This is a genomic window from Actinoplanes lobatus (assembly GCF_014205215.1).
GTDB lineage: Bacteria > Actinomycetota > Actinomycetes > Mycobacteriales > Micromonosporaceae > Actinoplanes > Actinoplanes lobatus.
Map to the genome: position 1 here is coordinate 2,911,350 of NZ_JACHNC010000001.1, position 24,416 is coordinate 2,935,765.

Sequence of the window (24,416 nt, forward strand, 5' to 3'; positions counted from 1 at the left end):
CGTCTGAATCGACGGCCGAGTTCGTCCCCCATTCGGGGGACGAACTCGGCCGTCGATGTTTCTCACCCTCCCCCCTCCTCAACTAGCCGTTCCGGTACTCCTGGTCAGCCGATCGCTGATGCAGGCTTGAGGCCACGTTTACCGGCGAAAGGAAGCCGCCATGGGGCGACTCTTCGGCACTGACGGCGTTCGCGGTCTCGCGAACGGCGATCTGCTCACCCCCGAACTGGCACTCGCGGTCGCGGTCGCGGCCGCCCGGGTGCTGGTCGAGACGGACAGCAGCCACCAGCCGCTCGCCATCGTGGGCCGTGACCCCCGGGCCAGCGGCGAGATGCTGGAAGCCGCTGTCGTCGCGGGGCTGACGAGTGCCGGGGCCAACGTGGTGCGGGTCGGCGTGCTGCCCACCCCGGCGGTCGCGTACCTCGTCGGGCAGACCAACGCCGACCTCGGTGTGATGCTGTCCGCCTCGCACAACCCCATGCCGGACAACGGCATCAAGCTGTTCGCGGCCGGTGGCACCAAGCTCCCCGACCAGCTCGAAGAGGCCATCGAGAAGGCGATCGAGGACGGGCACGGGCTGATCGGCCGTCCCACCGGCGCCGGCATCGGCCGGGTCCACGACCTGCTGGACGGGGCCGAGCACTACATCAAGCACCTGGTCGACTCGATCCCGCACCGGCTGGACGGCGTCAAGGTCGTGGTGGACTGCGCGAACGGGGCGGCCAGCGAGGCCGGGCCGGTGGCGTACCGGGAGGCGGGGGCCGAGGTCATCGCCATCCACGCCGAGCCGGACGGGCTCAACATCAACGAGGAGTGCGGCTCCACCCACCTCGACAAGGTCATCGAGGCGGTGCTGCGCGAGGGCGCCGACCTCGGCCTGGCACACGACGGCGACGCCGACCGCTGCCTGGCCGTCACCGCCACCGGTGAGGTCGTCGACGGGGACCAGATCATGGCCATCCTGGCGCTGGCCATGCGCGACAACGGCACCCTCACCGACGACACCCTGGTCGCCACCGTGATGAGCAACCTGGGTCTGCGGATCGCCATGAAGCAGGCCGGCATCAAGCTGCTGGAGACCAAGGTCGGCGACCGGTACGTGCTGGAGGAGCTGCAGAACGGCGACCTGGCCCTCGGCGGCGAACAGTCCGGCCACATCGTGATGCCGGCCTTCGCCACCACCGGCGACGGCGTGCTCACCGGCCTGCACCTGATGGCGCAGATCGCCGGCTCGGGCAAGTCGCTGGCCGACCTGGCGGCGGTCGTGCACAAGCTGCCCCAGGTGCTGATCAACGTGCGCGTCGGGGACCGGGACGCGGGCGCCTCCGCACCGACCGTGCAGGCGGCGGTGGCCCTCGCCGAGAACGAGCTGGGCGAGACCGGCCGGGTGCTGCTGCGCCCGTCCGGCACCGAGCTCCTGGTCCGGGTCATGGTGGAGGCCGCCACCGAGGAGACCGCCCGGACGGTCGCCGAGCGGATCGCCGACGAGGTACGGGCGGCCAGCCCGGAGGCCTAGCCCTTGAGCCTGCGAACCGCCTCGTCGATCACCTCGGGGCGTTTGCAGAAGGCGAAACGGATGAGGTGCCGGCCCGCTTCCCGATGGTCGTAGAAGACCTGGGTCGGCACCGCAACCACCCCGCTGCGGCCGGGTAGGGCACGGCAGAACTCGATGCCGTCCTCCCCGCCCAGCGGGCGGATGTCGGCGGTCACGAAATAGGTGCCCTCGGACGGCAGCACGGCCAGGCCCGCATCGGACAGCCCGGCGACCAGACGGTCCCGCCGGTCCCGCAGGCCGGCCGTGAAATCGGTGAAGTAGGAGTCCGGGAGGTTCAGCGCCACAGCCACCGCCGGTTGCAGCGGCGCCCCGTTGACGAACGTCAGGAACTGCTTGACGCGCAGCATCGCGGAGACCAGGCGGGCCGGGCCGGTGGCCCAGCCGACCTTCCACCCGGTGCAGGAGAAGGTCTTGCCGGCCGAGGAGATCCGCAGGGTCCGCTCGAGCATGCCGGGCAGGGTGGCGAGCGGGACGTGCGGCGCCGCGGCGTCCGGGAAGACGAGATGCTCGTAGACCTCGTCGGTGACCGCGAACACGTCGTGCTCCCGGCACAGGCCGGCGACCAGCTCCAGCTCGGCCGGGGTGAACACCTTGCCGGTCGGGTTGTGCGGCGAGTTCAGCAGCACCAGGCGGGTCCGGGGACCGAACGCCCCGCGCAGTTCATCGGGGTCGAACTCATACCGCCCCTCCGGGCCGGGACGCAGCGTGACCGGGCGGCGGACCGCGCCGGCCAGGGTGATCGAGGCGGCGTACGAGTCGTAGTACGGCTCGAAGCACACCACCTCGTCGCCCGGCTCGCAGAGCGCCAGGATCGCCGCCGCGATCGCCTCGGTGGCGCCCGCCGTGACGGCGACCTCGCCGTCCGGATCCCGGGTCAGGCCCCAGAACCGCTGCTCGTGGGCGGCGATGGCGGACCGCAGCACCGGGATGCCGGCGAGCGGAGGGTACTGATTGGCGCCGCCGGCCAGGGCCTCGGCGGCCGCGGCCAGCATCTCCGCGGGGCCGTCGGTGTCCGGGAAGCCCTGGCCCAGGTTGACCGCGCCGGTACGGGCGGCCAGCGCCGACATCTCGGTGAAGATCGTCGTGCCGAACGGGCGCATCCGTGCGACCAGCGGGTCGGACGTCAATTGATCACCAGCTTGTAGCAGCTCGCGGTGGCCAGGCCGCCCTGTGCGCTCTGCTTCACGATCTCCTCACCGTCCACGGTGGCCCGGCAGCCGATGTCCCCGGTGCCGGTGTTGGTGCGCACGGCGACCACGGAGATCAGCGAGGTGCCCTTCATGGTGGTGGAGATCGTCCACGGCAGCTTGGCGTTCGCCACCCGCTTCGGGGCCTGGCCGAGCTGGTCGACGTAGAGGATCTCGGCCGGGCCGTCGCCGGTCACCTCGTAGGTGACCTTGATCTCCCGGCCCTCGCCGATGCCCGGCAGCTCGGTCGGGAGGTCGGTGGGCAGGCCGGGCAGCTCCGGGAATTCGGTCGGCAGGCCGGGGAAGTCCGGGGTGTCCTCGGGCAGGGTGGGCAGCGTCGGGTCGATGATCGGCGCGGCCAGTTCCTCGGCCTTGTCGGCGGCGCGCTGCACCAGGATCACCGCGGTGGTCACCACGCCGCCGCAGAGAAGCAGGGTGACGGCCAGGATGAGAGCGATCAGCGGGGCGCTGCTGCGCCGCGGCCCGGGCGGGCCGGGCGCCGGGTAACCGGCCGGTGGGTAGCCATCCGGCGGGTAACCACCCGGCGGGTAACCACCCGGCGGGTAACCGGCCGGCGGGTAACCACCCGGTGGGTAGTCGCCCGGTGGGTAGCCGCCGCTCGTCGGCGCCTGCGGAGGGTAGGCGCCGGTCGGGTCCGGGTAGGTGCTCGCCGGGTCCGGGTAGGCGCCGTAGTCCGGTGGCCGACCGGGTGGGGCGTAGTTGACCGGCGGGAACTCCGACGTCGGCGGATAGTCCTCCGGTTGCGCCGGTTGTGGGGGTTGAGCATGCCCGGGCGTGAACTGAGGCGGTCGGGGCGGTTGTCGGGGTTCGCTCGGATCGCTCATCTTTCCTCCCGGTCAGGGCACCGCTCCCGACGGTACGCCAGGACCGCACGTCCAGATCACTCACCCGTAAGGACACCGATTCCCACCCTAGAGTTCCGATCAAGTGCCATGCTCATAACTGCGGGTACCGAGCATGACGTTTGAGCGAAAGTCGGCTAGGCTGCCTCCCCATGTGTGGGATCGTGGGTTACGTAGGCAATCGACCGGCGCTGAGCATCGTCATCGACGGGCTCCGGCGCCTTGAGTACCGCGGGTACGACTCGGCCGGTGTGGCCATCATCGACAGCGAACTGGTCAAGACCGAGAAGAAGGCGGGCAAGCTCGCCAACCTGGAGAAGGCGCTCGCCGAGCGCTCCGGCGACGGCATCGAGGCCGGCACCACCGGTATCGGCCACACCCGCTGGGCCACCCACGGCGGCCCGACCGACCGCAACGCCCACCCCCACATGTCCGCCGACGGCCGGGTCGCCGTCATCCACAACGGCATCATCGAGAACTTCGCCCGTCTGCGCGCCGAGCTCGAGGCGACCGGTGTGGAGTTCCTCAGTGACACCGACACCGAGTGCGCGGCCCACCTGCTCGCCGCCGAGATGCGCGCGCTGCGCGAGGCCGGTGGCGTGGACGGGCCGGCCCTGCTCGCCGAGGGCATGCGCCTCGTCGTCCGCCGTCTGGAGGGCGCCTTCACGCTGCTCGCCGTCGACGTCGACGTGCCGGACGCGGTGGTCGCCGCCCGGCGCAACTCGCCGCTCGTGGTCGGCCGCGGCAACGGGGAGAACTTCCTGGCCAGCGACGTGTCGGCCTTCATCGAACACACCCGTGAGGCGATCGAGCTGGGCCAGGACCAGGTCGTCCTGATCACCCCGGCGGGCATCGAGATCACCGACTTCGACGGGGCGCCGGCCATCGGCAAGGAGTTCCACATCGACTGGGACGCCTCCGCCGCCGAGAAGGGCGGTTACGACTACTTCATGCTCAAGGAGATCGCCGAGCAGCCGCAGGCGATCGCCGACACCCTGCTCGGGCGGCTCTCCGAGCGCGGCGAGATCATCCTGGACGAGGTGCGCCTCACCGACCAGGACCTGCGTGACGTGGACAAGGTCTTCATCGTCGCCTGCGGCACCTCCTTCCACGCCGGCATGATCGCCAAGTACGCCATCGAGCACTGGGTCCGCATCCCCTGCGAGGTGGAGCTGGCCAGCGAGTTCCGTTACCGGGACCCGATCCTGGACCGGTCCACCCTGGTGATCGTGATCAGCCAGTCCGGCGAGACGATGGACACCCTCATGGCGCTGCGGCACGCCAAGGAGCAGAAGGCCCGCGTCCTGGCGATCTGCAACACCAACGGCTCGACCATCCCGCGGGAGTCGGACGCCGTCCTCTACACCCACGGCGGCCCGGAGATCGCGGTCGCCTCCACCAAGGCCTTCCTCACCCAGCTCGCCGCCTGTTACCTGATCGGGCTGCACCTGGCCCAGATCCGCGGAGTCATGTACGCCGACGAGGTCGCCGCGGTCGTCGAGAAGCTGCGCCAGACGCCGGACGGCATGCGCACCCTGCTCGACCGGATGGAGGAGGTCCGGGAGCTGGCCCGTGACCTGCGGACCGCCTCGACGATCCTGTTCATCGGCCGGCACGTCGGCTTCCCGGTGGCACTGGAGGGCGCGCTCAAGCTCAAGGAGCTCGCCTACATGCACGCCGAGGGCTTCGCCGCCGGTGAGCTCAAGCACGGCCCGATCGCGCTGATCGACGAGGGCACCCCGGTGGTCTGCGTGGTCCCGTCGCCGGCCGGGCGCGGGGTCATCCGCGACAAGGTGGTCTCGAACATCCAGGAGGTGCGGGCCCGCGGCGCCCGGACCATCGTGATCGCCGAGGAGGGCGACGAGGACGTCCGTGCCTTCGCCGACCATCTCATCCCGGTCCCGCACACGCCGACGCTGCTCGCCCCGCTGATGACCACGATCCCGCTGCAGATCCTCGCGTGCGAGATCGCGACGGCCCGGGGCAACGACGTGGACCAGCCGCGGAACCTGGCCAAGTCGGTCACCGTCGAGTAGTCCGCCGCTCACGGTTCCTCTCCGAGTGCTCACGGCCTCTCTCCGAGTGCTCACGGTCTCTCTCCGAGGGTCAGCCGGGCCAGCGCGTCCAGCGCGGGCCGGCCCGGCTCCCAGTAACCGAGGTGACCGGCGTCGGCCTGGCTGGCGAAGACCCGGCCACCGAAACCGGTGTCGACCGGGCTCCGGCCGAACCACAGGTCGTGCGAGCGGTCCGGCAACCCGAGGTCCGGGATCAGCAGCTCGCGCGGGGAGACCGCCGCGTACTGGATCACATCGGTGCGGGATGTCGTGGACCAGATCTGATCGGCGGGCACCCGCAGATCGGCGGCCGAGTCCACGCCGACGCCCGGTGAACCGACGAAGACCAACCGGTCGGCGGCCAGCCCCTCGGTGGCCGCCGCCGTGCCGACCACGAGCGAGCCGTAACTGTGCCCCAGCAGGGTCTGATGCGCGGGCGGGCCGTCGTGGGTGACCCGCAGGCTCTCCTGGAAACGGCGCAGGCCCGCCGAGCCGTCGACGGCCTGCCGTGCTGAGAACGCCTCGTGCAGGAAGTCCGGAGCGTCGTAGCCCAGCCACAGCACGGCGCTCGTGCTCCGGCCGGGGTTCAGCTCACCGGCCCGCACGGCCACCCGCTCGGCCCGGGTCAGCTCGCCGCCGAGCGATGCCAGATCCGACGTCATGCCGGGCACGTGGGTGAGGATGTGCGACGCCCGGTCCGGGTCGCCGAGCGCCACCACCGCGCTGCCGTCGCCGTCCAGACCCAGCGACACCAGGTAGGCGCGCGGGCCGGAGTCGTCCGCCAACCGGGCCCGCAGCCGGTCGAGGCCCTCCCCACGCCGGTCGTCCAGGAGAAGCCGGTTGGCGATGTCCCGGTCGGCGACCGGGATCCCGTCGGCGCCCGCGAACGCGTCCGGATCGGTGACCAGCAACCAGTTCCGCTCGGCCGGGGTCCAGCCGTCCCACCAGCGCCGCGCCTCGGCCGGGGTGGCGGTGCAGGCCGGGAACGACGTGGCCACGGGGGTGGGCGGCACGTCGGCGAACCCGGCCAGCCGGGCCGCGGCGGACGCGTCGGCCTCCGCCGCCACCTCCAGCGCGGTCGCCAGGTCGGCGGCCACCGACCGGACGGCGGCCTGCTCGGTGGGGCGGCCCCGGACCGTACCGGAATCGTCGATCGACAGGCCGGCTCGTCGCGCACCGGCCCGCGCCCGGTCGAGCAGCGCGCGGGCTCGGCCGAGGGCCGCGGCGAACTCGCTGAGCGCCTGATCGGCCCGCCAGCAGAGCACCCGGAACAGCGCCAGCCGGCGGCGCAGGCCGTCGATTCTCGTGACGGCGGCCGCGGTGGCCGTGCCCGACCAGGAGGCCCGGAGCCGGGCCGGGATCCGGCCCAGGTCGGCGCCGAGGACGCCGGCCACTGTCGCCCAGCGGCGCCAGGCGAGCGCGGTGGCCAGCCAACGGGACGGATCGGTGACCCGCAACCGGGCATACGTGATCGCCGGCCCGCTCATCGGGTCTGCCGGAATCGGGTGGCGGCGCGGTCGTCGGACTCCGCATAGGCCTCGGCGGACGCCCGGATCCGCGCCGCCGTGTCACCGACATCCGTGCCGAGCAGGCCGAGCATGCGCCCGGCGGCGTCGGCGGCCAGAGTGGCGGCGCCGGTGGTGGCCCAGCACGGTGACGGGTCGGGATCGGGGACCGGACCGGCGGCGCCGGTCACCCGGGCGGCCAGATCGTCCACCGTAGCGGCGTCGCGGCGCAGGCTCTCGGTGTCGACCTCGAGATCGGGATTCATCGGGCAACCTCCAAGCGGGACAGCGGGAATGCGCCGACGTTAGAGGCCGATGGAGATCACCGGGGCGGCCTGTGGACAAGCTGTCCACAGGGCTTTCCGTCGTGCCGGGGTCCTGGTAGAGGCCTGGGATGTCACCCGCGGCACCGCTAGGGTGACCGTTGTGATCGTGTCTGTCGGCATCGACGTCGTCCTGGTGGACCGCTTCGCCCGTGCGCTGGAGCGGACCCCGCTTCTCGGACACCGGCTCTTCACCGAGCCCGAGCGGCTGACCTCCTCCGGGAACCCGCGGTCCCCCGAGTCGCTGGCCGCCCGGTTCGCGGCCAAGGAGGCCGTCGCCAAGGCGCTCGGGGCGCCGGCCGGCCTGCGCTGGCACGACTGCGAGATCGTCACCGATCCGGACGGGCGGCCGTGGTTGACCGTCTCCGGTACGGTCGCCGCCGCGGCGACCGAGCGGGGCATCGCCCGATGGCACCTGTCGCTGTCACACGACGGCGGCATCGCGTCCGCGATGGTGGTGGCCGAAGCCGGAGCTTGATCAGGAGGACACATGCGGCAGGCATGGCGGGTGACCGATGTGCGGGCGGCCGAGAAGACGCTGATGGCGACGCTGCCCGAGGGCACGTTGATGCAGCGGGCGGCGGCCGGGCTGGCCCGGCGGTGCGCCCTCCTGCTGGAGGAGACCGGCGGGGTCTACGGCGCCCGGGTGCTGCTGCTGGTCGGCAGCGGCGACAACGGCGGGGACGCTCTCTACGCCGGCGCCGTCCTGGCCCGGCGCGGCGCCCAGGTCCGTGCGCTGCTGCTCACCCCGGAGCGGGTGCATCTGGCCGGGCTGACCGCGCTGCGCCAGGCCGGTGGGTTCACCACCCGTGACCTGCCCACCCGTGCCGACCTGATCCTGGACGGCATCGTCGGGATCGGGTCGAGAGGCGGTCTGCGTTCCCAGGCCGCGGCGATCGCGCGCGGCCTCGGAGCGCTTCGCGGGCGTACGGGCGACCGCGCGCTCGTGGTGGCGGTGGACGTGCCGAGCGGGGTGGCCGTGGACACCGGCGACGTGCCCGGCGAAGCGGTGACCGCCGACGTCACGGTCACCTTCGGGTGCCTCAAACCGGCCCACGTGCTCGGCCCGGCCGCGATCCGCTGCGGTCACGTGGATCTCGTGGACATCGGCCTCGGCCCGGTTCTGCAGGCCGACCCGGCGGTCCGGGTGCCGGAGGCCGCCGACATCGCCGCCTGGTGGCCCGGCTCCGGCCCGGCCTCGGACAAGTACACCCGTGGCGTGGTGGGCCTGGCGACCGGCTCGGTCAAGTACCCGGGCGCGGCTCTGCTCTCCACGGCGGGCGCCCTGGCCGGCCCGACCGGGATGGTGCGGTACGCGGGCTCCGCCTACTACGACGTGGTCCGCGCACACCCGACGGTGGTCGCCTCCCGCAAGGTGGCCGACGCGGGCCGGGTGCAGGCGTGGGTCTGCGGCTCGGGGCTGGGCACCGGCGACGAGGCGCGTACCGAACTGCGCAGTGTGCTGGCCACCCCGCTGCCGGTGCTGCTCGACGCGGACGCGATCACCCTGTTGGTCGGGGGCGAGCACGCCGAGGACCTGCGCCGGGACGCCCCGCTGGTGATCACCCCGCACGACGGCGAGTTCAAGCGGCTGGCCGGGGAGGCGCCCGGCGCGGACCGGGCCGGGGCGGCCGCCCGGCTGGCCGCGTGGACCAATGCCGTGGTGCTGCTCAAGGGCGACCGGACGATCGTCGCCACCCCGGCGGGGGAGATCTGGGCGAATCCCACCGGCAGCCCGGCGCTGGCCACCGCCGGCACCGGGGACGTGCTGGCGGGGCTGCTCGGTTCGCTGCTGGCGGCCGGTCTGCCGGCGGTCCGGGCCGCGGTCATGGCGGCCTACGTGCACGGCCTCGCCGGGCGCCGGGCCGCCGAGGACGGACCCGTCACGGCCTCGGACGTGGCGTCCGCCCTGCGGCCGGTTCTCGTCGATCTCCTGGGCTGACCGCAGGAAACTGTCATACGCCTCAGTAGGGTGGATGACATGTGGCAGGCCGAAGTCCGCGTCGATCTGGACGCGATCCGGGACAATGTCGCGTCGCTGTGCGCGCGCACCTCCGCCGAGGTGCTGGTGGCGGTCAAGGCGGACGGCTACGGGCACGGCATGGTGCCGGCCGCCCGGGCCGCGCTCGCCGGCGGCGCCACCTGGCTCGGTGTCGCCACCCTCGACGAGGCGCTGACGTTGCGCCGGGCGGGCGTCGAGACGCCCGTCCTGGCCTGGCTGCTCACCCCCGGGCTCGACCTGCACGAGGGGGTCGGGGCCGGGGTCGACCTGAGCGCCGCGACCACGGCCATGCTCGGCGAGCTGGTGGCCGCCGCCCGCCGGGCCGGCCGCCCGGCCCGGGTGCACCTCAAACTCGACACCGGCCTGGCCCGGGGCGGCGCGGTTCCCGCCGAGTGGGCGGCGCTGTTCGAGGCGGCCGCCAAGGCACAGGCCGGTGGCGACATCGAGGCGGTCGGGGTGTGGAGCCACCTCGCCTGTGCCGACGAGCCCGGCCACGAGTCGGTCGACCGGCAGCTCGCCGCCTTCCGCGACGGCCTGGCCCTGGCCGAGACCTTCGGGATCAGCCCCCGCTACCGGCACATCGCCAACTCGGCCGGCACGCTGACCCGGCCGGACGCGCACTTCGACCTGGTCCGGGTCGGGATCGCGGCGTACGGTCTGTCGCCCGTCGCCGGGAAGACGTACGGTCTGCGTCCCGCCATGACGGCCCGTGCCCGGGTGATGCTGACCAAGCGGGTGCCGGCCGGTCAGGGCGTGTCGTACGGGCTGACCTACACGACGTCCCGGGAGACCACCCTGGCCGTGGTCCCGCTGGGCTACGGCGACGGGGTGCCCCGCCACGCGTCCAGCTCCGGCCCGGTCCGGGTGGGCGGCGTCACAGCACGGATCGCCGGGCGGGTCTGCATGGATCAGGTGGTGGTGGACGTGGGCGATGAGCCGGTGGCCGCCGGTGACGTGGCGGTCCTGTTCGGGCCGGGCGACGACGGCGAGCCGACGGCCGACGACTGGGCCGCCGCGACCGGCACGATCAACTACGAGATCGTCACCCGGTTCGGCAGCAGCCGGATCCCACGGCACTACGACGGGGAGGTCGCTCCGTGAAGCGGTCGAAGGTCGCCAAACGGGCGGGCATATTCGGGGCCGCGGTCGGTGTGGCCGCGGCCGGTCTGGCCACGGCCTTCGCTGTGGAGCGGGCGCTGGTGCGGCGGTCGGTCAACGCGCCCGGCGACCCCTATGTCGACGAGCCGTTCGGTGACCAGCCGCACGACCGGTCACTGACGGTCACCGCGGCCGACGGCACCGACCTGCACGTGGAGATCATCGAGCCGGCGGGCGCGAGGACCGAGCCGACGATCGTCTTCGTCCACGGGTTCGCGCTGGACATGGGCACCTTCTACTTCCAGCGCAAGGAGCTGGCCGTGCGCGGCACGCACCGGCTGGTCTTCTACGACCAGCCCGGCCACGGCCGGTCCAGCAAACTCAAATCGGGGACGTACGATCTGGCCGCCCTGGGGCGCTCGCTGGCCGCGGTGCTGGAGGCGACCGTGCCCGAGGGGCAGATCATCCTGGTCGGCCACTCGATGGGCGGGATGACCATCATGGCGTTCGCCGAGCAGTTCCCGGCCTGGTTCGGCAACCGGGTCACCGGCGTGGTGCTGATCTCCACCTCGGCCGGCCTGTTCGACAAGGCCAAGCTCGGCATCACCAACGTGGTGGCCCGGGTCAGCGCCCCGTTCTTCCCGCTGTGGGACAAGGCGGCCCAGCTCGGCGGCGGCACCATCGACCGGGCCAGGGTGGCCTCCTCCGACCTGGCCTGGCTGCTCACCCGGCGGTACGGGTTCGGTGAGACCAGGCCCAGCCCGTCGCTGGTCACCTTCGTCGAGAGCATGAATTCGAAGACGTCGGTGGAGACGCTCACCAAATACCTGCAGACTCTCTACACGCACAACCGGATCCCGGCGCTGTCCGCGTTGCGCGGCGTCCCGGTGCTGGTCGTGGTGGGGGACCGGGACTATCTGACCCCGGTCACCCACTCCGAGGAGATCATCGAGAACCTGCCCGAGGCCGAGCTGCTCACCATCGAGAACAGCGGCCATGTGGTGATGCTGGAGAAGGCCGACCAGGTCAACGCCGCGCTGATCCCGTTCCTGGAGAAACTCACGTGAAGCTGAAGACGGTCGACGACACCCGTGCGTTCGGGCGGCGGCTGGCCGGCCTGCTGCGGCCCGGTGACCTGGTGCTGCTTACCGGCCCGCTGGGCGCCGGTAAGACGGCCCTGGCCCAGGGGATCGGCGCCGGCCTGGGCGTGGAGGGGCCGATCACCTCGCCGACGTTCGTGATCGCGCGGGTGCATCGTGGCCCGGTGCCGCTGGTGCACGCCGACGCGTACCGGCTGGGCGACCGGCCGGACCCGCGCGCCGAGATCGACGACCTCGACCTGGACGCCTCGGCCGACGACGCGGTGACCGTCGTCGAGTGGGGCGTCGGCCTGGTGGAACAGCTCAACGACGAATACCTGCAGGTCCGTCTGGACCGGATGGACGACGACACCCGCATTGTCGAGTTGTCGCCGCACGGCGGCGACTGGGCACACCGACTGGAGAGCATGTGAACCTGACCGAGCTGCTGCCCGCCGAGTGGCGTGCCGAGCTGACCCCCCACCTCGACGACGCCGCGACCACCGCTCTGGGGCAGTGGGTGGCGGAGGAGTATGCGACGCAGACCGTCTACCCACCGGTGGAGGACCTGTTCGCGGCGTACCGGCTGTGTCCCCCGGAGCAGACCCGGGTGCTGATCCTGGGCCAGGATCCCTACCACGGGCCCGGGCAGGCGCACGGTCTCAGCTTCAGCGTGCGTGACGGGGTCCGCCGGCCGCCGTCGCTGAGCAACATCTTCAAGGAGCTCAACGAGGACCTCAACGTGCCCAAGCCGGCGGGCGGCGACCTGACCGGGTGGGCCCGGCAGGGTGTGCTGCTGCTCAACGCGGTTCTGACGGTCCGGGCGGGCAAGGCCGGATCGCACGGCAACAAGGGCTGGGAGGCGTTCACCGACGCCACCATCAAGGCCCTCGACGAGCGTGACGAGCGGATCATCTTCATGCTCTGGGGCAGCTATGCGAAGAAGAAGGCGGCGCTGGTCACCAACCCGGTGCACGCGATCCTGGAAGCCGGCCACCCGAGCCCGCTGAACCGGGTCGGGTTCCTCGGCAGCCGTCCGTTCAGCGCGGCCAACAAGGCGCTGGCCGACGGCGGACGGCCGGTCATCGACTGGGACCCGCGGGCCACCGTCTAGGGTCACCCTGTGCTGGTACTGGCTCTGGACACCGCAACCCCCGCCTCGACGGCCGCGCTCGTCGAGGTGACCGTGGACGGTCTGACCGGGGTGGCGGAGCGGCGCACCGTCGATCCGCGCGCCCACGGGGAGCGGCTCGCCCCGGAGATCGCCGCCGTGCTCGCCGACGCCGGGCTCCGGCCGCGGGATGTCACCGCGATCGTGGCCGGTGTCGGGCCGGGGCCCTTCACCGGGCTGCGCGTCGGGCTGGCCACGGCGGCGAGCATGGGGCAGGCGCTGGGCATCCCGACGTACGCGGTGTGCTCGCTGGACGCCCTGGGGCGCTCGGCCGGACCCGGCCGGGTGCTGATCGCCACCGACGCCCGGCGCCGCGAGGTGTATTTCGCGACGTACGCGGACGGTGAGCGGGTGACCGGGCCGGAGGTGGCCAAGCCGGCCGACGTGGCCGCCCTGGTGCACGGCGCCACCGGTGGCTCGCTGCCGGCCGGGGTGCTGGTCGGCGCCGAGGAGGCGGGCGGCGGCACGTCGATGGCCGGGCTGGTCGACCGGGCGGCCGGTGAGGGCGCCCTGAAGTACGGGGACGTGTTCGGCGTGCCGGTCGAGGAGCACCTGCTCTACCCGCCGGGGGCGGCGCTGGTCGCGCTCGCGGCCGAGCGGATCCGGGCGGGCGCGCCGGGCGAGGCGCTGACGCCGCTCTACCTGCGCCGGCCGGACGCGGTGGAGCCGAGCGCCCGCAAGGCGGTGCTCACCTGATGAGCGCCGACCTTCCGGTGGCCGGCCAGGTGAAGACGGGCGCGGACCATGTGATCGAGCGCTTCCGCTGGTGGCACATCGACGAGGTGATGCCGATCGAGGAGGACCTCTTCGGCCCGGAGAAGTGGTCTCCCGCCATGTTCTGGAACGAGCTGGCCACCCGCCAGTTCTACCTGGTCGCCACGGAGGCGGACGGTGCGGTGGCCGGCTATGCCGGACTGTCCGTCGTGGACGAGCACGAGTCCTGGGTGCAGAACATCGCGGTCCGCCGGGACGCGCAACGGCGGGGCATCGGCCGCGGGTTGCTGGAGGCGCTGCTCGCCGAGGCGGCCCGGCGCGGGGCCCGCAAGACGCTGCTCGAGGTGGCCGTGGACAACGCGGCCGCGCAGCGGCTCTACGCCGAGTACGACTTCGAGCCCGTCGGGATCCGGCGCGGCTACTACCAACCCAGCAACACGGACGCCCTGGTGATGATGCGCGATGCGTGACGAACCCCTGGTCCTCGGGATCGAGACCTCCTGCGACGAGACGGGTGTCGGCATCGTGCGCGGGCACACCCTGCTCGCCGACGCGCTGGCCTCCAGCGTGGACCAGCATGCCCGCTTCGGTGGGGTGGTGCCGGAGGTGGCCAGCCGGGCGCACCTGGAGGCGCTGGTCCCGACCATGCAGCGGGCCCTCGACGAGGCCGGGGTGACCCTCGCCGACATCGACGCGATCGCCGTCACCAGCGGCCCCGGCCTGGCCGGCGCGCTGCTGGTCGGGGTGGCCGCGGCGAAGGGGTACGCGCTCGCCGCCGAGAAGCCGATCTACGGCGTGAACCACCTGGCCGCGCACGTGGCGGTGGACACCCTGGAGCACGGCCCGCTGCCCGAGCCGGCGGTGGCGATGCTGGTGTCCGGCGGCCACTCCTCGCTGCTGCTGGTCGACGACCTGACCGCGGGCGTGACGCCGCTCGGGGCGACCATCGACGACGCGGCGGGGGAGGCCTTCGACAAGGTGGCCCGGCTGCTGGGCCTGGGCTTCCCGGGCGGGCCGATCATCGACCGGGCGGCCCGCGAGGGCGATCCGGCGTCGATCGCGTTCCCGCGGGGGCTGACCGCCGCGAAGGATCTGGCGGCGCACCGGTTCGACTTCTCCTTCTCCGGGCTCAAGACGGCCGTGGCACGCTGGGTGGAGAGCCGGGAGCGGGCCGGTGAGCCGGTGCCGGTGGCGGACGTCTCGGCGAGCTTCCAGGAGGCGGTCTGTGACGTGCTCACCGCCAAGGCGATCGACGCCTGCCGGGCCAACGGGGTGGGCACCCTGGTCATCGGCGGTGGGGTGGCGGCCAATTCGCGACTGCGCGTGCTCGCTGAGGAACGCGCCGCGAAGCACGGGATCGCGGTCCGCGTACCCCGTCCGGGTTTGTGCACCGACAACGGCGCGATGGTCGCGGCACTCGGCTCGCATCTGGTGATGGCCGGCGTCGCCCCGAGCCGCCTGGACCTGCCCGCGGATTCCGCGATGAGTTTGACCGCGGTGAGTGTGCCGGGGTAGGAAGCGTTCATGATCGCGCGGATGTGGGAGGTGCGGGCCTCGCGTAGTGGCTTCGACGAGCTGCTGGCCTGGGTCTGCGACACGGCGGTGCCTGCTCTGGAGGTACTGCCACAACATGTGTCGAGTGACGTCTATTCGTCCACCGATCATCGCATCGTCGTCATCACCAAATGGCGCAATACCCCGGAGAGCCTGCTGACGCCGCCGGAGAAGCTGGTGGCGCGCGCTCCGCACGTCTGGGATTTCACTCCCGTCGATCGCTGACCCTCGCCGTCGGCGCGTCGCGGCCCTTACCGTCGGGTCCTGATGCGAAGACTGCCCGTCACCGATCCCGGCACACCCGACTCCCGGTCCGCCACTCGATATCTGTTCTGGCTGGTCCGGCGCTCCCGGCTGACGGTCGCGGCGGCGGCCCTGCTGGCGATCGCCTGGATGGGCTGTCAGGCTCTGGTGCCCGCCCTGGTGGGCCGGGCCGTCGACGCCGCCGTGACGCGCGACGCCGCGGCCCTGCTGGCCTGGGCGCTGCTGCTGCTCGGCGTCGGCGTGGTGCAGGCGCTGACCGGTATCACCCGGCACCGGTTCGCGGTGGCCAACTGGCTGGCCGCAGCCTTCCGGACCGTGCAGGTGGTGGTCCGGCAGGCGAACCGGCTCGGCTCCACCCTGCCGCGACGGCTGGACGCGGGCGAGGTGGTCGCGATCGGCACCTCGGACATCACCCACATCGGCGGCGCCGTCGACATCACCTCACGCGGCGCCGGTTCGCTGCTGGCCGTGGTCACGATCACCGTGGTGCTGCTGCGCACGTCGGTGCCGCTGGGCCTGATCGTGCTGGTCGGGGTGCCGCTGCTGATGATCGTGGTGGGCCTGCTGATCCGGCCGCTGCACCGGCGGCAGAAGGCGTACCGGGAGAGCCAGGGCCGTCTGACCGGCCGGGCCGCGGACCTGGTCGGCGGGCTGCGGGTGCTGCGCGGCGTGGGCGGGGAGTCGGCCGTGGCGGCGCGCTACCGCGCCGAGTCACAGGCGCTGCGCGCGGCGGGGGTACGCACGGCGCGCGTCGAATCGCTGCTGGAGGCGGCCCAGGTGCTGCTGCCCGGGGCGTTCCTGGTGCTGGTCACCTGGCTGGGCGCCCGGTTCGCGGCGGACGGGCGGATCACCGTGGGGCAGTTGGTGTCGTTCTACGCGTACGCCGCCTTCCTGGTCGCCCCGCTGCGTCAGCTCACCGACGTGCTGGACAAGATGACCCGGGGCCACGTGTCGAGCCGCCGGGTGGTGGCCGTGCTCCAGGTGGTGGGCGACCTGCCGGATCCACCGGAGCCGGTCCCGCTGCCCCCGGGTGAGCTGGCCGATTCCGGGTCGGGGGTGCGGATCCCGCGGGGCCGGCTGACCGCGATCGTGGCGTCCACGCCGGCCGACGCGGCCCGGATCGCCGACCGGCTCGGCCGGTACACCGACGGCGCCACGATGGACGGTGTGCCGCTGTCGGCCGTGGCCCTGGCCGAGGTGCGGGACCGGATCCTGGTCGTCGACAACGACGCCCGCCTCTTCTCCGGCCGGCTCGGTTCCGATCTGGACCCGGACGGTCGCGGTGGCGTCGCCCAGGCGCTCGCGGCCGCCGCCGCCACCGACATCGTCGACGCGCTGCCGAACGCCCTGGACACCGTGATCGCCGACCGCGGCCGCTCCTTCTCCGGCGGCCAGCAGCAGCGGCTGCGCCTGGCCCGCGCGCTGATCGCCGACCCCGAGGTGCTGATCCTGGTGGAGCCGACGAACGCCGTCGACGCGCACACCGAGGCCCGCATCGCCGAGCGGCTGCGCGCCGCCCGCAGCGGCCGGACCACCGTGGTGTGCACGTCCAGCCCGCTGGTGCTGAGCCGCACCGATCACGTCTGCTACGTCGAGGACGGCCGGCTGGTGGCCGCCGGCCGGCACCGGGACCTGCTCCGCGGTGAACCCGGCTACGCCCGGATGGTGCTGCGCGAGGAGAAGCAGTGACCCGCCTGCTCCCGGTGGCGAGCGCCGTGCAGGCCCGCCGGTACGCCCGCGACCTGATCCGCCGTTACCCGGCCATGTTCCGTGCCACGGTCGGCCTGCACGCGGCCGCCGCCCTGGCCGGGCTGGCCGGCCCGCGACTGCTCGGCGACATGGTGCAGGGCATCCACGACGGCGTGCCGCTGGACCGGCTGGACCGCCTGGCCCTGATGATCGGCGGATTCGTGCTGGTCCAGTCGGTGCTGATCCGGTTCGCCCATCTGGCCTCGGCCCGGCTGGGGGAGCGGGTGCTGGCCCGGCTGCGGGAGGAGTTCGTGACCCGGGTGCTGGGCCTGCCGCTGTCCACGGTGGAGGCGGCCGGCCCCGGTGATCTGCTGACCCGCACCACCCGGGATGTCGACGCACTGTCCAAATGCGTCCGTTTCGCGGTGCCGGAGACCCTGATCGCGCTGATCACCCTGATCCTCGTGGTGGCGGCGCTGTTGCTGGTCAGCCCGGTGTTCGCGGTGCCGCTGCTGATCGGGGTGCCGATCATGACGGTGGGCACCCGGTGGTACCTGCGGCACGCCCCGCGCGGCTATCTCCGGCAGAACGCCGCCTACTCGGACGTGACCGAAGGGCTCACCGAGACGGTCGAGGGTGCCCGGACGGTCGAGGCCATGCGACGGCAGCGGCAGCGGGCCGGGCGCACCGACGCGGACCTGCGGCGGTCGTGGCGGGCCGAGCGGTACACGCTGCGTCTGCGGACCGTGTGGTGGCCGGTCATCGAGATCAGCTACGTGCTGCCGATGGTGCTCACCCTGCTCGCCGGAGGCCTGCTCTACCTGCACGATGCGGTGACCCTGGGTGAGCTGACCGCCGCGGTGGTCTACGTGCAGCAACTGGTCGATCCGCTGGACCGGCTGGTCGGCTGGCTGGACGAGCTGGAGGTGGGCGGGGCCGCCCTGGCCCGGTTGCTGGGCGTGACCGCCGGGCCGCAGCCGCAGCCGGCCGGGACCGCCGCACCGGACGGGACCCGGGTCGAGTTGTGCGGCGTCCGGTTCGGCTACGAGCCGGGCCGGGAGGTGCTGCACGGCGTCGACCTGGTCCTGGAACCGGGCGAGCGGCTCGCCGTCGTCGGCGTCTCCGGCGCCGGCAAGTCCACCCTGGGCCGCCTGCTCGCCGGCGTGTACCAGCCCACCTCGGGCACCATCACGGTGGGCGGGATGCCGCTGGCCGCACTGCCGCCGGACCGGCTGCGTGCCGAGGTCGCGCTGGTCACCCAGGAGCACCATGTCTTCGTGGGCACGCTCCGCGACAACGTCGCGATGGTGCGTCCCGGCGTCCAGGAGGGCGAGGTACGGGCAGCGCTCACCGCCGTACAGGCCCTGCACTGGGCGGACGCGCTGCCGGACGGGCTGGACACGGTCGTCGGCGCCGGCGGGCATCCGCTCTCCCCGGCCCAGGCGCAGCAGGTGGCGCTGGCCCGGCTGGTGATCGCCGACCCGCACACCCTGGTGCTCGACGAGGCCACCGCGATGCTGGATCCGCGGGCCGCCCGGGATCTGGAGCGCTCGCTGGCCGCGGTGGTCAGCGGGCGGACCGTGGTGGCCATCGCGCACCGGCTCTTCTCGGCGCACGACGCGGACCGGGTCGCCGTCGTGGAGGACGGGCGGATCACCGAGCTGGGGCCGCACGACGAGCTGGTGGCGGCGGGCGGGGCCTACGCGGCGCTGTGGCGGTCCTGGCAGGGCGGCACCGAGCCGGCCGAGATCTCCGAGCACGCGTAGTCCGTACCCCGGAAAGGAAAAGGGCGCGCCCCGGAGAGCGCGCCCTTCACACCGAAGCTTGACCCGGTCAGAAGCCCGGACCGTGCTGGTGGCCGTGCCCGTGACCGTGGCTGTGGCCGTGCCCGCCACCGGCGGCCGGAGCCGCCTCGGCCGGCTTCTCCACCACGAGGCTCTCGGTGGTCAGCAGGAGACCGGCGATCGAGACGGCGTTGGAGACCGCGTTGCGGGTCACCTTCACCGGGTCGATGATGCCGGCCGCGGCCAGATCGACGTACTCGTCGGTGGCCGCGTTGAGGCCGTGGCCCCAGCCCAGCTCGTCGACCTTGCCCACCACGACGTAGCCGTCGTGGCCGGCGTTCTGCGCGATCCAGCGCAGCGGCTCGACCAGCGACTTGCGGACGATGCCGACGCCGAGCGCCTCCTCGCCGCTGAGGCCCAGGTTGCCCTCGAGCTCCTTGGCGACCTGCGCGAGAGCGGCGCCGCCGCCCGGGACGGTGCCCTCCTCGACGGCCGCCTTGGTCGCCGCGATGGCGTCCTCGATGCGGTGCTTGCGCTCCTTCATCTCGACCTCGGTGGCCGCGCCGACCTTGATCACCGCGATGCCGCCGGAGAGCTTGGCCAGCCGCTCCGCGAGCTTCTCACGGTCCCAGTCGGAGTCGGACGCCTCGATCTCCTTGCGGATCTGCGCGACCCGGTCGGCGACGTCGGACGAGTTGCCGCCGCCGTCGACGATCGTGGTGTTCTCCTTGTCGACGACGATCCGCCGGGCGCTGCCCAGCGACTCGATGCCGACCTGGTCGAGTTTGTAGCCCAGCTCGGGGGCGATCAGCTCGCCACCGGTGGCGATCGCCAGGTCCTGGAGGATCGCCTTGCGGCGGTCACCGAAACCGGGCGCCTTCACCGCGGCGACCTTGATGGTCTTGCGCAGCGAGTTGACCACCAGGGTGGACAGGGCCTGGCCCTCGACGTCCTCCGCGACGATCAGCAGCGGCTTGCCGGTCTGGAGAACCTTCTCCAGCAGCGGAAGCAGCTCCTCGATGCTGGAGATCTTCTGGGTGGTGATGAGGATGTGCGCGTCCTCCAGCACCGCCTCCTGCGACTCGGCGTCGGTCACGAAGTTCGGCGAGATGAAGCCCTTGTCGAACTGGAGACCCTCGGTCACCTCGAGCTCGGTCTGCAGCGCCGAGCCCTCCTCGACGGTGATCACACCGTCGCGGCCGACCCGGTCCATCGCGTCGGCGATCAGCTTGCCGATGTTCGCGTCCTGCGCCGAGATGGTGGCGACGTTGGCGATCGCCTTGTGGTCGGCGACCTCGACGGCCTTGGCCAGCAGCGCCTTGGACACGGCCTCGGCGGCCTGGTCCATGCCCCGCTTGAGGCCGATCGGGTTGGCGCCCGCGGTCACGTTGCGCAGGCCCTCGCGGACCAGCGCCTGCGCGAGAACGGTCGCCGTGGTGGTCCCGTCACCGGCGACGTCGTTGGTCTTGGTCGCCACCTCCTTGACGAGCTGCGCGCCGAGGTTCTCGTACGGGTCGGTGAGCTCGATCTCCTTGGCGATGGTCACGCCGTCGTTGGTGATCGTGGGAGCGCCGAACTTCTTGTCCAGGACGACGTTGCGTCCGCGCGGCCCGAGGGTGACCTTGACCGTGTCGGCGAGCGTGTTGACGCCGTGCTCCAGGAGGTGCCGGGCGTCGTCAGAGAAGCTGAGGATCTTCGCCATGTATTGGTCCCTTCACGCACGGGCGCCCTGCCCCGAGAATCGGAACAGGGCGCCTGCACAGACGGTTAGGTCTTACTTCTCGATGACCGCGAGGACGTCGCGGGCGGAGAGCACCAGGTACTCCTCGCCGGCGTACTTGACCTCGGTGCCGCCGTACTTCGAGTAGAGAACAACGTCGCCGACCTTGACGTCGAGCGGGACGCGGTTGCCCTTGTCGTCGATCCGGCCGGGGCCGACGGCGAGGACGGTGCCCTCCTGGGGCTTCTCCTTGGCGGTGTCGGGGATCACGATGCCGGAGGCGGTCGTGGTCTCAGCCTCGTTCGCCTGGACCACGATGCGGTCCTCGAGCGGCTTGATCGCAACCTTGGTCGCGGTAGTCACGGGCATACCCTCCTGGGTACAGGTTTCGCCGGCCTTGAACCAGGCCGGTCAATGCCTCATGCCACCGGGCGGGGCCGTCGTCGCGGGTGCCGGTCCGCCTGGTGCCTAACCGCACGGACGGGCCGGGCGGCTGGCACCCTCATGGTGAGAGTGCTAACCGGAGACTATGCCGGAACTAGCACTCCGTCAACCAGAGTGCCAACCTGTCACGCCAGGGAGAATGCCTTACGTGACACCTGAGTTGTTGCAACTGTTGCGGACCCCGGAGGGGTCGAAAGCCCTGGCCGTGGCGGCCGAGGTGACCGGCGGTGAGCCGCTCGCCGCGGCCTCGGCCATGCGGGCCCGGGGCTTCGGCGCGGAACTCGCCGCGGCCGCCTTGACCCAGGCTAGTTTGCGTGAGCGCGCCGCAGGCAAGTTCGGCGCGGACGCCGCCGCGATGTTCTTCACCCGGGCCGGGCTGGAGCAGGCGACACGCTCGGCCGTCGCGGACCGGCGGGCGGCGCGGCTCGCCGCCGCCGGCGTCGGGACCCTCGCCGATCTGGGGTGCGGGCTGGGCTCCGACGCGCTGGCGGCGGCCCGGCACGGCATCTCCGTGTACGCCGTGGACGCCGACCCGCTGACCGCCGCCCTGGCCGCCGCGAACGCCGAGGCCGCCGGGCTGTCCGGCCGGATCACCGTGGAGTGTGCGGACGCCACCACGGTCGAGGTCGAGCGGTACGACGCGGTCTTCGCCGACCCGGCCCGCCGTCAGGCCGGTCGCGGCCGGGTGTTCGACCCGAAGGCCTACTCGCCGCCGTGGGACTTCATCGCCGGCCTGCCCGTACGGGTGCCCCGCACGGTGCTGAAACTGGCGCCCGGCATCGACCACGGCCTGCTGCCGCCGGGCGCCGAGGGGGAGTGGGTCAGTGTCGGCGGCAACCTGGTCGAGGCGGCCTTCTGGTGCGGCCCGCTGGCGTCCGCGCAGCGCCGGGCCACCCTGATCAACGGCTCCGAGGTGACCGGACTGACCGGCTCGGGCCTGGAACGGGCGCCGGTCGGCCCGGTCGGCGCCTGGATCTACGACCTCGACCCGGCGGTGATCCGCTCGCACCTGGTGGCCGAGTTCGCCGCGAGCGTGGGCGGGTGGCTGGCCGACCCGGAGATCGCCTACGTCTACACCGACGAGCCGGTGGACACGCCGTTCGCCCGCCGCCTCGGGGTGACCGACGTGCTGCCGTTCTCGCTCAAACGGCTGCGGGCGCTGCTGCGCGAGCGTGGCGTCGGGGTGCTGGAGATCCGCAAGCGGGGCTCTGCGCTGGTGCCCGACCAGTTGCGCAAGGATCTCAAGCTGTCCGGTCCGAACACGGCGGGCCTGCTGCTGACCCGGGTGGACGGGGCTCCCACGGCGCTCCTGACAACAACGGCGTAACAGGTCGGAATCGGACGTGCGCGGAGATCGGCCGCGGTAGTACCGTGCCGCGCATGGTCAAGAAAGCGGCCGGCACGCCGGCCACCGCCTTGCTCACCGCGGAGCGGGTGGCGCACACCCTGCATCCGTACGACGTGTCGCCGGACGCCCCGCAGTACGGGGCGCTGGTGGCGCAGGCTCTCGGGGTCGAGCCGCACCGGCTGTTCAAGACTCTGGTGGCCGAGGTGGACGGCCGGCTCGTGGTCGGGGTGGTGCCGGTGACCGGCGATCTCGACCTGAAGGCGCTGGCGTCCGCGGCCGGCGGCAAGCGCGCGATCCTGGCCGACCGGGCCGCCGCCGAGCGCAGCAGTGGGTATGTGCGGGGCGGGATCAGCCCGCTCGGCCAGCGCAAGCTATTGCCCACCGTGATCGATGACTCGGCAACCGGACTGGAGACCATGTACGTCTCGGCCGGCCGCCGTGGGTTGCAGGTGGCGTTGGCGCCCGTCGACCTCATCCGCCTGACTGGTGCGACGGTCGCCCCGATCCGAGCGGCCGGATCCTAGTACCGGCTGTTCTTCGTGGTGTGGTTCGCGGTCGGCGAAAAAACTAACCTAGCGTTACGGCATGCCGATCTCGGGGGACTTCGGGGGGCTGGACGGTTGCCCTGGTGGCACGGGCGTGTTGCCGGATTGTTATCCCTCGTTACGAGATAGACGGCCGTTGCGGCTTGTGTTCTCGGCCACGTTGGGAATACGTTGCCGGGCACAACAAACCGGTTCCTAATCCATCGGCGCTACTCAGAGACACGGTGCTCCCAGGTGCCACGTCTCTGCAAATCCGACACAAGGCCCCGGATTTACCCCCCGAAAGGAAATAAGGGATGCGTAAGGGACTGTTCGCCCTTGCCGCGGTCGGCCTGATGGCCGGCAGCATGGCCGCTTGCGGCACCGACGACGGCGGCGACACCGGCACCGGCACCAGCAGCTCCGCGGGCAAGGTCGGTGTGATCCTGCCCGACACCAAGAGCTCGGCTCGCTGGGCGACCGCCGACCTCAAGTACCTGACCGAGGCGTTCAAGGCGGCCGGTGTCGAGGCCGACATCCAGAACGCCGAGGGTGACAAGACCCGGTTCACCACGATCGCCGACGGCATGATCGCCAGCGGCGTCAAGGTCCTGGTCATCGTCAACCTGGACTCCGGCACCGGCAAGGCCGTCCTGGAGAAGGCGAAGACCGCGGGTATCGCGACCATCGACTACGACCGCCTCACCCTCGGCGGCGGCGCGAACTACTACGTGTCGTTCGACAACACCGAGGTCGGCAAGCTCCAGGGCCAGGGCCTGGTGGACTGCCTCACCGAGAAGAAGGCGGCCAAGCCGGTCGTGGCCTACCTCAACGGTTCGCCGACCGACAACAACGCCACCCTGTTCAAGCAGGGCTACGACTCGGTGATCAAGCCGAAGTTCGACGCCGGCGACTACGTCAAGGGCCCGGACCAGGACGTTCCGGACTGGGACAACGCTCAGGGCGGCACGATCTTCGAGCAGATGCTGACCCAGAACAAGGCGATCGCCGGTGTCCTGGCCGCCAACGACGGCCTCGGCAACGCCGCGATCCAGGTGCTCAAGCGGAACAAGCTGAACGGCAAGGTCCCGGTGACCGGCCAGGACGCCACCGTTCAGGGTCTGCAGAACATCCTCGCCGGCGACCAGTGCATGACGGTCTACAAGGCGATCAAGAAGGAGGCCGACGCGGCCGCCGAGCTGGCGATCGCCCTGGCCAAGCAGGAGACCCCGAGCACCGCCACCAAGACGGTCGTCGACCCGGAGACCAAGGCGGAGGTCAAGTCCGTCCTGCTCGCCCCGCAGTCGATCACCGCTGCCAACGTGAAGGACGTCGTCGCTGACGGCTTCGTCACGAAGGAAGAGCTCTGCACCGCCGACTTCGCCGAGGCCTGCACCAAGGCCGGCATCTGAGTCTCGGCTGACCACCGAAAGCCGGACACCAACGGCTGAAGGCCGGCGCCGCCCGTGCTCGCGCGGGCGGCGCCGGAGTCGGTTCTACAGAACCTTCCCGTAGTCGGCCCCGCCACGACGAAGTGG

23 protein-coding genes are annotated in these 24,416 nt (G+C 72.2%); 17 read left to right on the forward strand and 6 right to left on the reverse strand.

Annotated elements, in window-relative coordinates:
* Positions 1 to 160 precede the first annotated feature (160 nt).
* Positions 161 to 1,516 carry a phosphoglucosamine mutase gene (gene glmM / locus BJ964_RS13515; RefSeq protein ID WP_188120985.1) on the forward strand — a complete coding sequence of 452 codons (1,356 nt, stop codon included), beginning with the start codon at positions 161 to 163 and terminating at the stop codon, positions 1,514 to 1,516.
* On the opposite strand, the gene BJ964_RS13520 is transcribed toward glmM, so the two are convergent.
* Together BJ964_RS13520 and BJ964_RS13525 are read right to left on the reverse strand one after the other, a co-directional pair.
* The gene (locus tag BJ964_RS13520; protein WP_188120986.1) at positions 1,513 to 2,682 is read right to left on the reverse strand and encodes a pyridoxal phosphate-dependent aminotransferase; all 1,170 of its coding nucleotides are present in this window, start codon (positions 2,680 to 2,682) and stop codon (positions 1,513 to 1,515) included. The genes glmM and BJ964_RS13520 overlap by 4 nt on opposite strands.
* Complete coding sequence (locus BJ964_RS13525) at positions 2,679 to 3,587, reverse strand: MmpS family transport accessory protein (protein ID WP_188120987.1); 909 nt, start codon at positions 3,585 to 3,587, stop codon at positions 2,679 to 2,681. The genes BJ964_RS13520 and BJ964_RS13525 overlap by 4 nt, the downstream gene beginning before the upstream one ends.
* Positions 3,588 to 3,757: 170 nt before the next feature.
* Between BJ964_RS13525 and glmS the strand changes: the two genes are divergently transcribed.
* The gene (gene glmS, locus BJ964_RS13530) at positions 3,758 to 5,641 is read left to right on the forward strand and encodes a glutamine--fructose-6-phosphate transaminase (isomerizing) (protein ID WP_188120988.1); all 1,884 of its coding nucleotides are present in this window, start codon (positions 3,758 to 3,760) and stop codon (positions 5,639 to 5,641) included.
* 50 nt (positions 5,642 to 5,691) lie between these two features.
* Here glmS and BJ964_RS13535 read toward each other — a convergent pair whose 3' ends face one another.
* Both BJ964_RS13535 and BJ964_RS13540 read right to left on the reverse strand, forming a co-directional pair.
* Positions 5,692 to 7,146, reverse strand: coding sequence for an alpha/beta hydrolase (locus BJ964_RS13535; RefSeq protein WP_188120989.1), 1,455 nt, complete (start codon positions 7,144 to 7,146; stop codon positions 5,692 to 5,694).
* Complete coding sequence (locus BJ964_RS13540) at positions 7,143 to 7,430, reverse strand: type VII secretion target (RefSeq protein ID WP_188120990.1); 288 nt, start codon at positions 7,428 to 7,430, stop codon at positions 7,143 to 7,145. The genes BJ964_RS13535 and BJ964_RS13540 overlap by 4 nt, the downstream gene beginning before the upstream one ends.
* A 160-nt stretch (positions 7,431 to 7,590) precedes the next feature.
* Here BJ964_RS13540 and BJ964_RS13545 point away from each other — a divergent pair, with 160 nt between their 5' ends.
* The 12 genes from BJ964_RS13545 to BJ964_RS13600 are packed head-to-tail and all read left to right on the forward strand — an operon-like array spanning position 7,591 to position 18,824.
* Positions 7,591 to 7,965: a holo-ACP synthase gene (locus BJ964_RS13545; protein ID WP_188120991.1), complete on the forward strand. Its 375-nt coding sequence runs from the start codon at positions 7,591 to 7,593 to the stop codon at positions 7,963 to 7,965.
* Positions 7,966 to 7,977: 12 nt separating this feature from the next.
* Positions 7,978 to 9,429, forward strand: a complete 1,452-nt coding sequence (locus BJ964_RS13550; protein ID WP_188120992.1) for an NAD(P)H-hydrate dehydratase — start codon at positions 7,978 to 7,980, stop codon at positions 9,427 to 9,429.
* Between the two features lie 39 nt (positions 9,430 to 9,468).
* Positions 9,469 to 10,590, forward strand: coding sequence for an alanine racemase (alr, locus tag BJ964_RS13555; protein WP_188120993.1), 1,122 nt, complete (start codon positions 9,469 to 9,471; stop codon positions 10,588 to 10,590).
* Positions 10,587 to 11,654 carry an alpha/beta fold hydrolase gene (locus BJ964_RS13560; RefSeq protein WP_188120994.1) on the forward strand — a complete coding sequence of 356 codons (1,068 nt, stop codon included), beginning with the start codon at positions 10,587 to 10,589 and terminating at the stop codon, positions 11,652 to 11,654. Before alr ends, BJ964_RS13560 begins: the two co-directional genes overlap by 4 nt.
* The gene (gene tsaE, locus BJ964_RS13565) at positions 11,651 to 12,100 is read left to right on the forward strand and encodes a tRNA (adenosine(37)-N6)-threonylcarbamoyltransferase complex ATPase subunit type 1 TsaE (protein WP_188120995.1); all 450 of its coding nucleotides are present in this window, start codon (positions 11,651 to 11,653) and stop codon (positions 12,098 to 12,100) included. The genes BJ964_RS13560 and tsaE overlap by 4 nt, the downstream gene beginning before the upstream one ends.
* Entirely contained in the window at positions 12,097 to 12,780 is a 684-nt protein-coding gene (ung, locus tag BJ964_RS13570) for a uracil-DNA glycosylase (protein ID WP_188120996.1), read from the forward strand. The genes tsaE and ung overlap by 4 nt, the downstream gene beginning before the upstream one ends.
* Positions 12,781 to 12,789: 9 nt before the next feature.
* Positions 12,790 to 13,533, forward strand: a complete 744-nt coding sequence (gene tsaB, locus BJ964_RS13575) for a tRNA (adenosine(37)-N6)-threonylcarbamoyltransferase complex dimerization subunit type 1 TsaB (protein WP_188120997.1) — start codon at positions 12,790 to 12,792, stop codon at positions 13,531 to 13,533.
* The gene (gene rimI, locus BJ964_RS13580) at positions 13,533 to 14,021 is read left to right on the forward strand and encodes a ribosomal protein S18-alanine N-acetyltransferase (RefSeq protein ID WP_188120998.1); all 489 of its coding nucleotides are present in this window, start codon (positions 13,533 to 13,535) and stop codon (positions 14,019 to 14,021) included. Before tsaB ends, rimI begins: the two co-directional genes overlap by 1 nt.
* Entirely contained in the window at positions 14,014 to 15,066 is a 1,053-nt protein-coding gene (tsaD, locus tag BJ964_RS13585; RefSeq protein ID WP_188120999.1) for a tRNA (adenosine(37)-N6)-threonylcarbamoyltransferase complex transferase subunit TsaD, read from the forward strand. The genes rimI and tsaD overlap by 8 nt, the downstream gene beginning before the upstream one ends.
* 9 nt (positions 15,067 to 15,075) lie before the next feature.
* Positions 15,076 to 15,330, forward strand: a complete 255-nt coding sequence (locus BJ964_RS13590; protein ID WP_183222884.1) for a hypothetical protein — start codon at positions 15,076 to 15,078, stop codon at positions 15,328 to 15,330.
* A 42-nt stretch (positions 15,331 to 15,372) separates the two neighbouring features.
* Positions 15,373 to 17,058 carry an ABC transporter transmembrane domain-containing protein gene (locus tag BJ964_RS13595; RefSeq protein ID WP_188121000.1) on the forward strand — a complete coding sequence of 562 codons (1,686 nt, stop codon included), beginning with the start codon at positions 15,373 to 15,375 and terminating at the stop codon, positions 17,056 to 17,058.
* A complete protein-coding gene (locus tag BJ964_RS13600; protein WP_188121001.1) occupies positions 17,055 to 18,824 on the forward strand; it encodes an ABC transporter ATP-binding protein in 1,770 nt (589 codons plus the stop codon). Before BJ964_RS13595 ends, BJ964_RS13600 begins: the two co-directional genes overlap by 4 nt.
* Positions 18,825 to 18,891: 67 nt before the next feature.
* Here the strand turns inward: BJ964_RS13600 and groL are convergent, their stop codons facing one another.
* A complete protein-coding gene (groL, locus tag BJ964_RS13605; RefSeq protein ID WP_188121002.1) occupies positions 18,892 to 20,544 on the reverse strand; it encodes a chaperonin GroEL in 1,653 nt (550 codons plus the stop codon).
* 72 nt (positions 20,545 to 20,616) lie between these two features.
* Positions 20,617 to 20,931, reverse strand: coding sequence for a co-chaperone GroES (groES, locus tag BJ964_RS13610; RefSeq protein ID WP_014440794.1), 315 nt, complete (start codon positions 20,929 to 20,931; stop codon positions 20,617 to 20,619).
* Positions 20,932 to 21,145: 214 nt separating this feature from the next.
* Between groES and BJ964_RS13615 the strand changes: the two genes are divergently transcribed.
* From BJ964_RS13615 to BJ964_RS13625, 3 genes are all read left to right on the forward strand, one after another.
* Complete coding sequence (locus BJ964_RS13615; RefSeq protein WP_188121003.1) at positions 21,146 to 22,333, forward strand: class I SAM-dependent methyltransferase; 1,188 nt, start codon at positions 21,146 to 21,148, stop codon at positions 22,331 to 22,333.
* Between the two features lie 53 nt (positions 22,334 to 22,386).
* Positions 22,387 to 22,878, forward strand: coding sequence for a Cys-tRNA(Pro) deacylase (gene ybaK / locus BJ964_RS13620; protein WP_188121004.1), 492 nt, complete (start codon positions 22,387 to 22,389; stop codon positions 22,876 to 22,878).
* Between the two features lie 317 nt (positions 22,879 to 23,195).
* Complete coding sequence (locus BJ964_RS13625; protein ID WP_188121005.1) at positions 23,196 to 24,290, forward strand: sugar ABC transporter substrate-binding protein; 1,095 nt, start codon at positions 23,196 to 23,198, stop codon at positions 24,288 to 24,290.
* The last annotated feature ends 126 nt before the right edge of the window (positions 24,291 to 24,416 follow it).

What these genes read in the sequence shown, in the direction of transcription:
- glmM (WP_188120985.1), top strand. Translation starts at nt 161, where the DNA reads ATGGGGCGACTCTTCGGCACTGACGGCGTTCGCGGTCTCGCGAACGGC.
- BJ964_RS13525 (WP_188120987.1), bottom strand. Translation starts at nt 3,587, where the DNA reads ATGAGCGATCCGAGCGAACCCCGACAACCGCCCCGACCGCCTCAGTTC.
- glmS (WP_188120988.1), top strand. Translation starts at nt 3,758, where the DNA reads ATGTGTGGGATCGTGGGTTACGTAGGCAATCGACCGGCGCTGAGCATC.
- BJ964_RS13535 (WP_188120989.1), bottom strand. Translation starts at nt 7,146, where the DNA reads ATGAGCGGGCCGGCGATCACGTATGCCCGGTTGCGGGTCACCGATCCG.
- BJ964_RS13540 (WP_188120990.1), bottom strand. Translation starts at nt 7,430, where the DNA reads ATGAATCCCGATCTCGAGGTCGACACCGAGAGCCTGCGCCGCGACGCC.
- BJ964_RS13550 (WP_188120992.1), top strand. Translation starts at nt 7,978, where the DNA reads ATGCGGCAGGCATGGCGGGTGACCGATGTGCGGGCGGCCGAGAAGACG.
- alr (WP_188120993.1), top strand. Translation starts at nt 9,469, where the DNA reads ATGTGGCAGGCCGAAGTCCGCGTCGATCTGGACGCGATCCGGGACAAT.
- rimI (WP_188120998.1), top strand. Translation starts at nt 13,533, where the DNA reads ATGAGCGCCGACCTTCCGGTGGCCGGCCAGGTGAAGACGGGCGCGGAC.
- tsaD (WP_188120999.1), top strand. Translation starts at nt 14,014, where the DNA reads ATGCGTGACGAACCCCTGGTCCTCGGGATCGAGACCTCCTGCGACGAG.
- BJ964_RS13590 (WP_183222884.1), top strand. Translation starts at nt 15,076, where the DNA reads ATGATCGCGCGGATGTGGGAGGTGCGGGCCTCGCGTAGTGGCTTCGAC.
- BJ964_RS13595 (WP_188121000.1), top strand. Translation starts at nt 15,373, where the DNA reads ATGCGAAGACTGCCCGTCACCGATCCCGGCACACCCGACTCCCGGTCC.
- groL (WP_188121002.1), bottom strand. Translation starts at nt 20,544, where the DNA reads ATGGCGAAGATCCTCAGCTTCTCTGACGACGCCCGGCACCTCCTGGAG.
- groES (WP_014440794.1), bottom strand. Translation starts at nt 20,931, where the DNA reads ATGCCCGTGACTACCGCGACCAAGGTTGCGATCAAGCCGCTCGAGGAC.
- BJ964_RS13615 (WP_188121003.1), top strand. Translation starts at nt 21,146, where the DNA reads ATGCCTTACGTGACACCTGAGTTGTTGCAACTGTTGCGGACCCCGGAG.
- ybaK (WP_188121004.1), top strand. Translation starts at nt 22,387, where the DNA reads ATGGTCAAGAAAGCGGCCGGCACGCCGGCCACCGCCTTGCTCACCGCG.
- BJ964_RS13625 (WP_188121005.1), top strand. Translation starts at nt 23,196, where the DNA reads ATGCGTAAGGGACTGTTCGCCCTTGCCGCGGTCGGCCTGATGGCCGGC.